This is a genomic window from Lacticaseibacillus sp. 30, from assembly GCF_053819265.1.
The window spans coordinates 1-12,572 of record NZ_JBSOQX010000037.1; the positions used below are offsets into that span (position 1 = coordinate 1).

At 44.4% G+C, this 12,572-nt stretch carries 10 protein-coding genes and 7 tRNA genes; 2 read left to right on the top strand and 15 right to left on the bottom strand.

The features are described from left to right. Positions 1-283 precede the first annotated feature (283 nt). The 3 genes from ACWPAB_RS14510 to ACWPAB_RS14520 form a co-directional block, all read right to left on the bottom strand. Positions 284-724, bottom strand: coding sequence for a Fur family transcriptional regulator (locus ACWPAB_RS14510; RefSeq protein WP_003564091.1), 441 nt, complete (start codon positions 722-724; stop codon positions 284-286). A 192-nt stretch (positions 725-916) separates the two neighbouring features. Continuing rightward, on the bottom strand, positions 917-3,010 hold the full coding sequence (locus ACWPAB_RS14515) for an LTA synthase family protein (protein WP_003569404.1): 2,094 nt from the start codon (positions 3,008-3,010) through the stop codon (positions 917-919). Between the two features lie 230 nt (positions 3,011-3,240). After that, the gene (locus ACWPAB_RS14520; protein WP_003564087.1) at positions 3,241-3,519 is read right to left on the bottom strand and encodes a YkuJ family protein; all 279 of its coding nucleotides are present in this window, start codon (positions 3,517-3,519) and stop codon (positions 3,241-3,243) included. 245 nt (positions 3,520-3,764) lie between these two features. Here ACWPAB_RS14520 and ACWPAB_RS14525 point away from each other — a divergent pair, with 245 nt between their 5' ends. Further along, positions 3,765-4,940: a pyridoxal phosphate-dependent aminotransferase gene (locus ACWPAB_RS14525; protein ID WP_003569400.1), complete on the top strand. Its 1,176-nt coding sequence runs from the start codon at positions 3,765-3,767 to the stop codon at positions 4,938-4,940. Positions 4,941-5,025: 85 nt separating this feature from the next. Here ACWPAB_RS14525 and ACWPAB_RS14530 read toward each other — a convergent pair whose 3' ends face one another. From ACWPAB_RS14530 to ACWPAB_RS14550, 5 genes are all read right to left on the bottom strand, one after another. After that, positions 5,026-5,379: a hypothetical protein gene (locus ACWPAB_RS14530; RefSeq protein WP_003564083.1), complete on the bottom strand. Its 354-nt coding sequence runs from the start codon at positions 5,377-5,379 to the stop codon at positions 5,026-5,028. 35 nt (positions 5,380-5,414) lie between these two features. Beyond that, positions 5,415-6,428, bottom strand: coding sequence for a lysylphosphatidylglycerol synthase transmembrane domain-containing protein (locus ACWPAB_RS14535; protein WP_003564081.1), 1,014 nt, complete (start codon positions 6,426-6,428; stop codon positions 5,415-5,417). A gap of 12 nt (positions 6,429-6,440) precedes the next feature. Continuing rightward, the gene (locus tag ACWPAB_RS14540; protein WP_003564079.1) at positions 6,441-7,469 is read right to left on the bottom strand and encodes a glycosyltransferase family 4 protein; all 1,029 of its coding nucleotides are present in this window, start codon (positions 7,467-7,469) and stop codon (positions 6,441-6,443) included. Positions 7,470-7,471: 2 nt separating this feature from the next. After that, positions 7,472-8,680: a glycosyltransferase family 4 protein gene (locus ACWPAB_RS14545; protein WP_003569394.1), complete on the bottom strand. Its 1,209-nt coding sequence runs from the start codon at positions 8,678-8,680 to the stop codon at positions 7,472-7,474. A gap of 286 nt (positions 8,681-8,966) precedes the next feature. Beyond that, positions 8,967-10,529, bottom strand: a complete 1,563-nt coding sequence (locus ACWPAB_RS14550) for an APC family permease (RefSeq protein WP_016386418.1) — start codon at positions 10,527-10,529, stop codon at positions 8,967-8,969. 532 nt (positions 10,530-11,061) lie between these two features. Between ACWPAB_RS14550 and ACWPAB_RS14555 the strand changes: the two genes are divergently transcribed. After that, positions 11,062-11,610, top strand: a complete 549-nt coding sequence (locus ACWPAB_RS14555; RefSeq protein ID WP_003569392.1) for a sigma-70 family RNA polymerase sigma factor — start codon at positions 11,062-11,064, stop codon at positions 11,608-11,610. Between the two features lie 272 nt (positions 11,611-11,882). Here ACWPAB_RS14555 and ACWPAB_RS14560 read toward each other — a convergent pair. The 7 genes from ACWPAB_RS14560 to ACWPAB_RS14590 form a co-directional block, all read right to left on the bottom strand. Then, a tRNA-Leu gene (locus ACWPAB_RS14560) sits at positions 11,883-11,966 on the bottom strand. Positions 11,967-12,012: 46 nt separating this feature from the next. Beyond that, positions 12,013-12,083, bottom strand: a tRNA-Cys gene (locus ACWPAB_RS14565). Positions 12,084-12,125: 42 nt separating this feature from the next. Further along, a tRNA-Gln gene (locus tag ACWPAB_RS14570) sits at positions 12,126-12,197 on the bottom strand. An 8-nt stretch (positions 12,198-12,205) separates the two neighbouring features. Then, a tRNA-His gene (locus tag ACWPAB_RS14575) sits at positions 12,206-12,278 on the bottom strand. 11 nt (positions 12,279-12,289) lie between these two features. Continuing rightward, a tRNA-Trp gene (locus ACWPAB_RS14580) sits at positions 12,290-12,360 on the bottom strand. Between the two features lie 6 nt (positions 12,361-12,366). Further along, positions 12,367-12,447, bottom strand: a tRNA-Tyr gene (locus ACWPAB_RS14585). Between the two features lie 4 nt (positions 12,448-12,451). Further along, a tRNA-Phe gene (locus tag ACWPAB_RS14590) sits at positions 12,452-12,524 on the bottom strand. Positions 12,525-12,572 lie beyond the last annotated feature (48 nt).

The following is a 12,572-nucleotide window of genomic DNA, read 5'->3' on the forward strand; positions in this document are numbered from 1 at the left end:
CGCTGACAAACAACTGTCAACATTTTTATTAAATATCCTGTTAAATGGAAGATGCAAGCGCTTCTACCTTACCCTTTTTAGAAAAGGAATTGCTTTTTGACAGCAATAATATGATACCAGCAACTCAGACGGTGTGCAAGTATTTTTTTTAGTTTCCAGCAAAACCACGCGATGCTCCTGTCCATACGGCCTAATTGATTGTTGCGTGATGTTGCTTAACCTACCCAACAAAAAGCGGTACATACGACTTAATCGCCGTAATGCACCACCTTATTGGACTCAATTACTTCATACCTAATTTCACTTGGCAATCAGGGCAAATACCGTAAACTTCGAGGTGATGGCCACTCACTTTAAAGCCGGTTTTCTTAGCCGCCACTGCTTCAACATCTGTAACGCCTGGATAACTGAAGTCAAAGATTCTGCCGCAGTTTGTACAAATGGCGTGATAATGTGGCTCAATGGGAAAATCAAAATGAGTGGCCGCATCATTAGACGACATTTCTTCAACTAGATTAAGATCAACCAAAAGCCGTAGATTATTATATACGGTTGCAACACTCATATGCGGAAACTGCGGCGACAGCTTCGCATAAATCATTTCCGCAGTCGGATGTGCCGTACTGTCAATCATGTACGAAATAATCGCTTCACGCTGCGGGGTGACCCGAATCTGCTTCGCTTTGAGCAAGTTAATTGTTTTGTTGTAAACCGCCTGATTCATAGCCAGCCTCCTATTTATAACTATTATCATCTAGTAAAATTGTACGCTCTTTTCTAATCTAGCACAACTGTTTACTTACAAAAGTTCAGAATAAGCAGCTTCAGGTCAGTAATCCCATTCACTACAGCACATTTTGTGGACACAGAAAAAGCAGCGCTCGCCGCTGAACGCTGCTTTCACTGAATTCGATTGCTACTTTGACTCGCTACTGCTGCTATCGCTATCGTCTTTAAGTTCAGGTGCATCGGTCTTATACTCATCGGCAACTGACTTACCTTTGTTTTCCGCTTTTAGACTCGTGCCCTTCTTTTGCGCGGCTTTCAACTTTTTCTTTGTATCTGTCAGCTTATATGAAAAGTCACTTCGATCAACCTTCTTAAAGCCGGCCGGTGTATAGAATCGCAACAAATCGCCGTTAATGACGCGATCAGACAGAGAAAGTTCGGTGGTCACTCGATTAGTGGACGCATCAACACTTTCCTTCTGGCTTTCTGATAACTTGTCGATTTTCTTACCAGTCGTGGTATTGAAATATTGACTACCAACCTTTGTAAAGTCTGGCGTGACAAAGTCGCCGTTTCGGAAGGCCACGGTTTGCGGATGATCCGCGGATAACAAGTCGGACCCAAATTGAACTGTATCGTTATCTTTCACACCTAACAGGTTCAATATTGTTGGCAGTGCGTCAATCTCACCACCGTACGTATGATTAATACCACCTTTTAAGCCTGGCATGTGAATCATAAATGGTACTCGCTGGTACATGGCGTTGTTATAATCATTGAAACCAGAAATGTTCGTAAGCTTTGCCATGGCTTTTTTATGGTTATTCGAAATACCATAGTGATCACCGTAAAGAACAATCATTGATTTGTCATACAGACCAGTTTCCTTCAACCAATTGAAAAACTCACCCAGTGCTTCGTCAAGATAACGGGCAGTTTGAACATAGCCATCAACGGTATCGTCGCCAGTATCCGTCTTCTCGATGGTTTGATTGGCTTTATCCAAAGTATACGGATAGTGATTTGTGACCGTGATCATTTTGGCATAGAACGGTTGTGGTAATTGCTCAATGTACTGAGCTGAGTCTTTGAGGAAAATCTTATCCTTTAGCCCATAGCCGACATCGTAGTTCTTCCCACTTGAAAAATAGTTTTTCGAGAAGAAGTAGTCATAGCCCCAAGACTTATAGGTGTTGTCTCGGTTCCAAAAACTCGGCACATCGCCGTGGAATGATGCTGTTGTGTAACCTTGCTGATCCAAAATTGCTGGCGCTGCCTGGAAAGTATTGGTTGTGCCATCGGTAACCATGGCTGCCCCTTCAGGTAAACCAAACAGTGAGTTTTCCATCATCATCTCAGCATCGGCAGTTTTCCCTTGGCCAACTTGATTAAAGAAATTGTCAAAGGATAACGTATCAGATTCATGATAGAGCTTATTTAGATTAGGCGTCACTTCCTGCCCATCCCATTTGAAGTCAATCATAAACTGCTGAAGGCTTTCCAAATGGATCACAAAAACGTTCTTTCCTTTGGCAACACCAGTATATTGCGCATTAGGTGTGACTCTGTTCTTATTAAGATAATTCAAAACAGATTTCACATCACTCGAATCGGCGTTTGCTTTCGTGGCACTGTTTTGTGCTGTTTTGACCCCATCAACAACAGTATAGGCATTAAGCCCTAAATACTTAACAATATAGTTATTGTCAAAGGTACGCGTCAGTAAGCCTGAACGGTCACTATAAGCCATACTGAGATTAGCTGCGAACATCGCGACTGCTAACACCGAAACCCCGAGTGCAAAGCGTTTCTTAATCGGTCGAATGTCCATCCGGATAACTTTAAAAACAAGCAACAGAATCAAAATGAGGACGTCAGCGAAAACAATAAAATCTGTTGGTTGCACAATACCCATGATGCCTTTATTGAGGTTATTGGACACGGCGCCTGACCCTTTGATCAATGCAAATGTCAGAAAGTCCGAAAATTCTCGATAGTAAAGGACATTGGCAAAAAGCCACACCGATGTAAGTGCATCAATAATCAGCATCGTAATGTACGATTTACGCCCTGACATGTATAGTGCGATGCCAAAAAGGAACAGTGTGGTTGGAATCGGGTTGATCGCCAAGATCAGATGTTGAAAGCTACCGGTGACGCCCAGATTGAATTTTGATTGATATGCCCAGTATGTCTTCGCCCAAAAAAGGACGATGGCAAGCACAAAAAACCCGAGCCGGGTATTAAAAAATCCCCTGAGTTTACTGCCAAGCTGGTTCATGTGGAGCCTCCAAGTCATTGTTTAATGTCAAAAGTATAGCACATTCGCTAGGATAACCGCTTGTTTTGAAAAAGACAAACTTTCTGGACCTATTTGGGCCAATCCATGGTGATTTTAAAGAAGCCTTTAAATTCGGATCAGGTTTTGACGGCTACTGAATACCATTTCCAAGCGCTTCTGATCATGTGCTACACAAAAAGCGAACCTTGTCAGTTCGCTTTTGTCGTTGATCAAGCTGGTGCTTGATCGCTGGTGCTGTCACTTGTGCCATCGTCTTCATCAAAATCCATCAAATCATAGATTTCCATGGCCGCAAGATCGATATTATCAAACTGAAAGGTTTGGTGAGTGCCTAATTCCTCAAGTTCATAAGTTTCGGTCTTGGGATCGTATGTCACGAGGCCCTTTTCATCACCATTTTTTTCGAAGCGGCGCGACTGGGTCTCGCCATCGCCTGCCTGCATGGCTTCTAGGCGCTTGATGATGGCCACGAGCTGTGATTGTTTCATAAAATGGCCTCCTATAAACGCGATCACCACCTTGCGAGCCAACATGCCAATCATTGGCACTGACACGTCGAATCTCATGTGGGCGGGATCACGCGCTGTTTATTTTTCCTATTTCAAGAAATAGCTTAGCATAAACCACGGCCTCTGTGGGAGAAATCTCTCTTTGAATTGCAGTTTTATTGCATTGCAACTATGAGGGAAAATGGACTATGCTATTTGCAACCTACATACTAAGGAGATCGCCCATGAAGTTGCAACCATTAAATAAACAATTAGCCGATATCGACGTTAGTGAAATCCGGCAATTTGACGAAAGCGTCAGCAAGATTCCCGGTATTTTGAAGTTAACGTTAGGTGAACCCGATTTCAATACGCCTGAGCACGTTAAACAGGCTGGCATTGAAGCTATTCAGGAAAATTATTCTCATTATACCGGAATGGTGGGTGATCCAGAACTGCGGGAAGCTGCGCAACACTTTTTCAAAACAAAATATGCTACTGATTACGCTGCTGAAGATGAAATTCTTGTCACCGTGGGCGCTACCGAGGCTTTGGCAACTGCCATTACAACCATCAGCGATCCAGGTGATGCCATGCTGGTGCCGTCACCGATTTATCCGGGGTACATCCCTTTGCTTACGTTGAATCATGTGACACCGATCTATATGGACACTAGCAAAACCAACTTTGTCTTGACCCCAGCGCTGATCGAAGCAACGATTGCTGCTCATCCTGATGCCAAAATAAAAGGCATCATTTTAAACTATCCAAGCAATCCGACTGGCGTCACTTATCGTGCGTCTGAGGTTAAAGCGATTGCCGCAACTGCTGCTGAACATGATCTTTATATTATTTGCGATGAGATCTATTCCGAACTAACTTATGGTGACTCACATGTTTCCATGGGCAATTATGCTTACGACCGAACTTTTGTCGTGAATGGTCTGTCAAAATCACATGCCATGACCGGCTGGCGAATCGGTTTTTTGATGGGTCCGCGAGTTTTGATCGCAGAGGCGAAAAAAGTGCACCAGTATCTCGTCACCGCGGCAACCACCATTGCACAACGCGCTGGCATTGAAGCTTTGACGAACGGACAAGATGATGCACAGGTTATGAAAGCCGCCTATGCCAAGCGCCGCGATTTTGTCTATCAGGCGCTTCTGGACATGGGCTTCGATGTTGCTCGGCCGGATGGCGCCTTCTATCTTTTTGCCAAAATCCCGATCGAACTGGGGCTTGATTCGCGACAATTCACGCAATCGCTTGCCACAGAGCAGAAACTTGCGCTGATCTCAGGTACTGCGTTTGGCCCTGGTGGCGAAGGTTATATTCGCATCAGCTATGCGGCTTCCATGGCTGACCTCAAGGAGGCAGTCAAACGTTTACAAGCATTCATAGCTGCGCATAAAGCCGCCTAGTTTTGAAGACAATAGATAAAAGCGCTTGGTTATCAGATCAAAATCGGTCTGATAACCAAGCGCTTTTTATTTATCGACATGTAGCTTACGGATAAAGTATCGCCATCACAGCAGCAACGTCTGCCGATGTAAATGCGACCTTACCGGCTTCTGCCAGCCATGTTAAAAAAATATTCACCCACGAAGCATATCGTGCCAAAATTCGCTGCTCCTGTTTTGGGGTGGCCCAGCTAGTCTCCAAAGCAGGTCTCAGGGCAGCAGCAATTTCGTTGATTTGCCATGCCTTAATGTGATGCTGATTTTGAGCCATCACCAATTCAACGATACCGGTCAAGATATGCTTAATCTCGGCGTCTCCGATCCCTAACAATGGCGCATAACGTTTGCTTTGTCTAAAGGCAGGCCAATACTGGTTCAGTTCTTCGCTTGCTGACGACATTTCGCCCTCCCTGAGCTTTGACATTTCTCAGTCGCTCACGTACGTTTGCTTTTTGGCGGGAATGCCATGGCAATGATGCCGCAGATCATCCCTAGGTAATAGGTCAAGAACCGCCATAACAGCATCCCTAGAATCAATTTTGAAGGCGACGCAACATAAGTCGCAAACAAGGTCTTAAAGCTATACTCGGCCCCGCCAGCACCGCCTGGAATCGGAAACAGGCTGACAATCATCACAATCATCACGTGCAACACGATGACCTCAACGATACTAACATGACTTACGCCAAGCGACAGGAGCACAAAGTACGGCACCGCATAGTAAAGCAGCAATTGCACAAGTGTCAACAAGCAAGCCTTGATGACCCGCTTCTTTTCGCGTTTCAAGTGCAAACTCTCTGCGTAAAAAGTGTCAATTTTATGATCAAGGTTACTTTGCATGGCAAGTTTTTTCTCAGGTTTGACAAACCAGCCAATCGGTATCATCACCAAATTCACTAATTTTTTTGTGAACTTATAGTAATACATCACCATGAGCAAGCCTACGATGACAACCACATGAATCACAAAACCAAAAACGATGAACAAAGCAAGCGCCCCAAAATGTTTGGACACCTGATCAAACCCGATGAATAGTGTCAGGACAAAGTTAATCAGGACCATGAATTGATACACGACAAACTTCATCAACAACACGGAACTTGCCCGGCCAGCTTCAACGCCACTTTGCATCAAAGCAAATAATTGGGCTGGCTGACCACCAGAAGCCATCGGCGTAATTGCATTAAACAATTGTTCAACCAACGGCACACGCAAAGCGGTTTTAAAGTCTAAGTCATCAGCTTCACTTCGAATAAAGATCTGAACCACAAAGGTTTCAATGATCCACGACCCAAACATGAGCAAAAAAGCCACCAGCAGCCACTTGAGATCAAGCGTCAATAGTTCGTGGATTAATTGTGCGCCGTTCAGATCACGAGCTTCATAAATAAAAATACCGGCGCCAATCAAAATCATGATTAAGACAGCCAGTTTGTTCTTCCGTGTCATATAACTCCTCGGCTAGTGCTTCCCCAGTGCAGCTTGATGAAGATAGAAATCGTGCCAGACTTTTTCAAGTCGGCTTTCATCGTAAACTTCAGCAGCTTGTCGACTCTTAGTTGCATAAGTTGCCAAAAGATCATGATCATCCGCAAGTGCTCGCAATCGAGACTGCATATCGTCAACATCAACAGCCGTGATGGCATAAGGTGTGATGATTTGGTGATACAGCTCAAGATCCCGCACCATCACTGGCGTTCCCGTTGCAAAAGCCTCAAGGACGGACATTGGGAACAGCTCTTCATAAGAAGGCAATAAGAAAACATCGGCCATATTGTAATAGTCAATCATTGTCTCTCGTGGCATAATCCCAGTGAAATCCAAGTTTGCCGGGGCTTCTGCTACGGCCTTCTTCAAATGGTCGTAGCCTTCAGTAATGCGGCCAAAAGAGAACCCACCTGCCCAAACAAAACGAAATTCCGGATTTTGTTTTGCTAATTTGATAAAATCGCTGACACCCTTACGATCCTGCACCTGACCCGCGCCAAAAATGACAAAATCATCAGGTTTAAAGCCATTGGCATGTCGCAAAGCCTGCCGCTTTTCAGTGGATACTGGATGAAACGTTCGTTGCGATACGAAATTAGGAATATAAGTCACTTTGTCGCGACTGATCCCATAAGCTTCTAACTTAGGAATAAAATTCGGGTTCACCACCACTAACTGATCCATTCGCTTATAAAAAGCCAACGTATACTTATCAAGCGTCCACCGCGCCACTCGCGGCAACTTCAGACTCGCATCCAGTGTACTCGGCACAAAGTGGACAAAGCCAATCTTGCGACCCCGTTTTTTGGAGAAAGTAGATAAATAAAATTTAGGATCAATCGTATGATAATGGCTGATGTCACTACGCGTATAACGATTGACGTTAACTTCAAATTCATTTGAAAAATCATGTTTCAGCAAGCCCATCAGTTCTGTGTAGACTGCGCCAACTCCTTGTCCTGCAACCTTATTGGCAGAGGAAAACATATTAATAACAATCATATTTAACCTTTCATGGTCCGTTTACTGGAATCTTCATCGGTCCATGGTGCAGCTTCATCGGCCTCATTAGGCGAATAGTGTGACAAAATGTCTTGATAGAAATCCAAAACCCGATCGCCAAATCGATCTGCAGAAATTGCCGCTAACTTTTCTTGACGCGGCTTAGCATCATCGTAAGCATTTGGATGTTTCAAGTAATTCACGACCTGATGCACCATTTCAGTCTCAGTTGAAAATGTTGTCCCTAACGCCGGATCATCCAAAAGTTGATCCGTATAATCCCCTGTCAAGGCAACCACTTTCCGATCCGCCGCCATCGCTTCGATATAAGTTAACCCCTGTGACTCGGAGTCACTTGCCGATACAAACACATCGCCAACCCGGTAATAGTCACCAACATCATCATGGTCAATTTCACCGGTGAATCGGACATGCTCCTTGAGACCCAGCTCAGCGACTTGCGCCTCTAAGTCTTCACGCGCAGGCCCATCGCCAACAATTAACAGCACCGCTTGGGGCACCTGTTCCAGAATTTTAGGCATGGCACTGATCACCTTATCAATTCGCTTTTCATACGCGACCCGACTGAGTGAGACCAAAACCGGGACATGCGCCAACCCGAGCTTGTCACGTAAATGCGGATCTTTTTGCTGGGCAAACTGAGTCAAATCAACCCCAGTTGGAATGATTTTGATCTCAGTTTTGACGCCATATCGTCGCAGCGTATCATAAACGCGTTCAGAAGGCGCAACAACGCCACTGACATGATAAAGAAACGCCCGCGTAAACTGCTTCACATGATAAGGCTTCAGCAAATGACCATTCAGGACATAATGCAGATAATCCTCATACATAGTGTGATAAGTATGGATTGTCGGAATTTTCAACTGCTTGGCGACAAATTTGCCGATATACCCCATCGAAAATTCAGTTTGTGTATGAACAATGTCCAAGTTCAATTCCTTCGCCACTGCGTAAGCATGAAAAAGCCCACGAACCGCAATTCGCCGATCCGTGAATGAGACAAACGGTACACTGGTAAATCGGAATAAATTAGGTTCAACGGCGTCGTCCGGCACATGCGGATCAGTCGTTGTAAAAATATAAACCTGATGGCCCTTACGCTCCAGATCGTCCTTCAAGGTCTTGATGGACGTCGCGACGCCACTGACTTGTGGAAAGTAGCTATCTGTAAAAATCCCGATATTCACCTAATCCCCTCCAGACGTCATTTGTTTAGTATAAGTATAAAGATAGGCATAGCTAAATGCAATTTTCCCTCAAACCTTTAAAATTATCTTACCTTGTCGCCATCACACCATCATCAGGCAAAAGTCGTAAGTTATGCCATCTAGTATTTTATCAAACGAGCCTTCACCACCGGCGGCTCAAAGCATCTGCGGCAATGGCCAAGAATCAGAATGTCTTCCATCATACCAAAAAACACGTCGATGATCATGTTTCTGACCAGAGACGTGTTTTTTCTAATAAAAGTTGCTACTGCCGCGGCATTTTAACTTTGTCATTCACTCTTGCAGCGCGTCGGAAATATTTAGAGAAAATGTGACTATTAATTCCCCAAGCATAAAAGCCCAAAGCACCAATGATAATGACAACAAAATCTAAAGGATAGTGAATCCAATTCAAACCATTAAACTCACTGCTGCCAATAAGTGAGATGAGTGACAGGAATAGCAAATATACCAGCATCCAAGCTGCCGCCTTCAATTGCTTAAGCGTGCTTGCCCAGCCTGATCGCCATTCATAGAACAAATAGAAAGGAATACCCAAGAAAATAACGCCGATCACTTCAACCGTTGTCGGCCATTTTGCCCAGTAAGCCGCTAATGAGGTTAGCACAAATGACAATGGTGCCATCACCCGCAAGAGGCTCGACTTCACTGGCCGCTTAAAATCCGGGGCCATGTCACGCAAGGAGATGACCGTAATAGGACCTGTCAGGTAAGCAATCAACGTTGCCGTGGAGATAACGCTAGCTAACGTACCCCAAGATGGAAAAATCGAAACCATAACCATGCTAAGCAACGCATTCACCACCATCGCCACTCGTGGTGTACCATACTTTTCATCAAGTTTCCCAAGAAATTTGGGAATATGGTTGTTGCTGACCATCGCCTGCAACGCCCGCCCAGATGAAGCAACAAATGAAACGCCAGTCCCAAACGGGGAAACAAAGGCATCCATATATAACAAAACTGATAACCAGTGAATACCCAGCAGAATCGCCAAGTCAGCAAATGGGGAGTTGAGATTCAACCCTTGCCAACCATGTGCTGCTAACAGCTTCGGCGAAATTGTCGTGATAAAAACACTTTGCAATAAAATGTAAATGACCGCACTAATCAGTAACGAAATTGCAATTCCGCGCCCAATATTTTTTTGCGGTTTCTTAACATCGCTTCCCATGTTGATGACGGTTTGAAACGCGTTAAAGGAAAAAATAATCCCAGAAACTGAAGTGGCCGCAAAGATAGGTGCGCTCCCATAAGGCATGAAGGTCGCTAAAGAATGCCCATAATTGCCGGGATGGAAGCTTGAAAGTGCCAACAGCGTGATCGTCAGCAAAGGCACCCCAATTTTGAAGATCGAGATGAAGCTCGTGAATCGTGTCAGTAATGAGACTGACCAATAGTTAAGTAACGTAAAAATAATGATGAAAGCAAACACCACCAGCAACCCCTGCGATGTGATACGACCATCAGCCAAAAAACCGTGCGTAAAGCTAGCCCACTGCCACGGCCATGATGCCATATATTGCACGGCAGCCACTGCTTCAATCGGCAGCAATGTCACTAGCGAGATCCAGTTGGCCCAAGAAGCGATAAAGCCAACTAAAGAGCCGTGCGAGTACTGAGCATATTTGCTCATTCCGCCTGATTCAGGAAACATGGTCCCAAGCTCAATGTAATTATAAGCAATGATGCCAATAATCAAGCCGCCAATCACCCAAGACAGAATCGCCGCCGGACCAGCTACTGCTGCTGCTTCCCAAGAACCAAAGAGCCAGCCTGAACCAATCAAGGAACCCAAAGCTAGCATAACTAACTGAAATAGACCAATTTTATTATTTTCTTTATTTGAAGAAATTATCGAATACCTCCCTAAAAAAGTGACTCGTTTAATATAACGCATGTCATGATCAATGTAAAATTGATTATTCTTTATAAATTCGCTATTTTCCGATGGTATCGCATATGAAGGCGCCAACATTATTTTTTTAAAATTGCCGTTCTAAGATATCTAAAGCTGCCTTAACGCCATTAAAATATCATCATTTTTTGTCATACCAATTTTCAAATCATGCTTGTAATAACACGCTCTCCGGCCACCGAATCACCAATTAACAATAGGTCATTCTACTGGCCCCTTTCTATTCTTTTAAAGATGTCGTGATTCTTAAAAAAATCGTGAAAAAAATACTAAAATAATGTTGTCAATATTGCCCCAACATATGCCTTTGGTTGTAAGCATTCTGTTCCCCTAAAAAATATTCATGAACGATTGTTCGCTATTCAATTGGAAACGCTTTATTGTAGAATGAAAAAGCTAGTAAGTCGGGGGAGGAGGAGATATGAAAGCCACAGAGTTAACATTAATCAATGAAGCAATCACAAACTCAACTGCATTCAGCCAATTGTTTAAGCAATATCGACCGCTAGTCCTAACGGTGTTAAGACCGTACCATCTCAGGGATTTTTCACATGAAGACTGGTTACAAGAGGCCAGGATTGCGATGCTCAAAGCAATTACTCGATATGATGGCTCTAGCGGATCCCAATTTGGTCCCTACTATCGAATGGTATTGCAGTCACACCTACGTTCAGTCTTGCGGAAACACTTTGCGCATAAACGCCGCATCGACGCGACCGCAATCCCAGTTGAAGACAGCGCACTTGAATCTCTTCAAGAACGTCTGGCTCTCAGATCGTATGAAGATGGTCTACTCATGCGAATCGAGTTTGCACAATTTCTGGCACGGTTGTCACCTTTGGAATATGAGGCCTTCGAGGCAGCTGTCATCAGTCAGACAGACAGTTCTGAAGATCCTTTGCTGCAGCGTCATCGTCGCGCATTGGAACGGTCTTGGATCAAGATATTGAAGTTCTCTCGCGAAGAATAGCAAGTCAACTGGCAGCAATCGTCAAAAAGGACAGTATCAGATAACGAAAAAAGACTCAGGAGCATCTTACTTTTACGTAGGATGAAGAAGCGCTGGGTCTTTTTTTCGTGTGTCAGAAATCATACAATTTTCATGCAAAAACAGCGGCTCCATGATTTGTGCCAAATTGTACACTTTTTTAAATCGGGTGTGATCAAAAATGTATTGGGAACATCTTTGTTTGTGGCACAGATTTTCAAGGCAAAAAAAAACCTTCCTAGGAAGGTTTGTGATACCGGTGATCGGGGTCGAACCGATACTCCATCGCTGGAACGGGATTTTGAATCCCGCGCGTCTGCCAATTCCGCCACACCGGCATAATATTAAATGATAATACACTCTCTTGGCGATTGCCGCAAGATAAGGCGGTGATCGGAATCGAACCGACGATCAAGGTTTTGCAGACCCATGCCTTACCGCTTGGCTACACCGCCATATTTCAATTAAGTGCCTTTCCCCTATGGCAGTTGGAGAAATTGGGGTAGCTGGATTCGAACCAGCGCATGACGGAGTCAAAGTCCGTTGCCTTACCACTTGGCTATACCCCAGTAAAAAGGGCGGTATGTGGGGATCGAACCCACGTATGCCGGTGCCACAAACCGGTGTGTTAACCGCTTCACCAATACCGCCATTATAAAAGCAGGGATAGTAGGAGTTGAACCCACACTGACGGTTTTGGAGACCGTAGTTCTACCATTAAACTATATCCCTATAAAATGGAGGAGATAGGATTCGAACCTATGAACCCGAAGGAGCGGATTTACAGTCCGCCGCGTTTAGCCTCTTCGCTACTCCTCCATAATGGCGCGGGACGGAATCGAACCGCCGACACATGCAGCTTCAATGCATTGCTCTACCGACTGAGCTACCGAGCCATTTGGAACTAAACTATTGTATTTTTCTCTCAATTGAGAGAGACGGTT

What these genes read in the sequence shown, in the direction of transcription:
- ACWPAB_RS14510 (WP_003564091.1), bottom strand. Translation starts at nt 724, where the DNA reads ATGAATCAGGCGGTTTACAACAAAACAATTAACTTGCTCAAAGCGAAG.
- ACWPAB_RS14515 (WP_003569404.1), bottom strand. Translation starts at nt 3,010, where the DNA reads ATGAACCAGCTTGGCAGTAAACTCAGGGGATTTTTTAATACCCGGCTC.
- ACWPAB_RS14520 (WP_003564087.1), bottom strand. Translation starts at nt 3,519, where the DNA reads ATGAAACAATCACAGCTCGTGGCCATCATCAAGCGCCTAGAAGCCATG.
- ACWPAB_RS14525 (WP_003569400.1), top strand. Translation starts at nt 3,765, where the DNA reads ATGAAGTTGCAACCATTAAATAAACAATTAGCCGATATCGACGTTAGT.
- ACWPAB_RS14530 (WP_003564083.1), bottom strand. Translation starts at nt 5,379, where the DNA reads ATGTCGTCAGCAAGCGAAGAACTGAACCAGTATTGGCCTGCCTTTAGA.
- ACWPAB_RS14535 (WP_003564081.1), bottom strand. Translation starts at nt 6,428, where the DNA reads ATGACACGGAAGAACAAACTGGCTGTCTTAATCATGATTTTGATTGGC.
- ACWPAB_RS14540 (WP_003564079.1), bottom strand. Translation starts at nt 7,469, where the DNA reads ATGATTGTTATTAATATGTTTTCCTCTGCCAATAAGGTTGCAGGACAA.
- ACWPAB_RS14550 (WP_016386418.1), bottom strand. Translation starts at nt 10,529, where the DNA reads ATGCTAGCTTTGGGTTCCTTGATTGGTTCAGGCTGGCTCTTTGGTTCT.
- ACWPAB_RS14555 (WP_003569392.1), top strand. Translation starts at nt 11,062, where the DNA reads ATGAAAGCCACAGAGTTAACATTAATCAATGAAGCAATCACAAACTCA.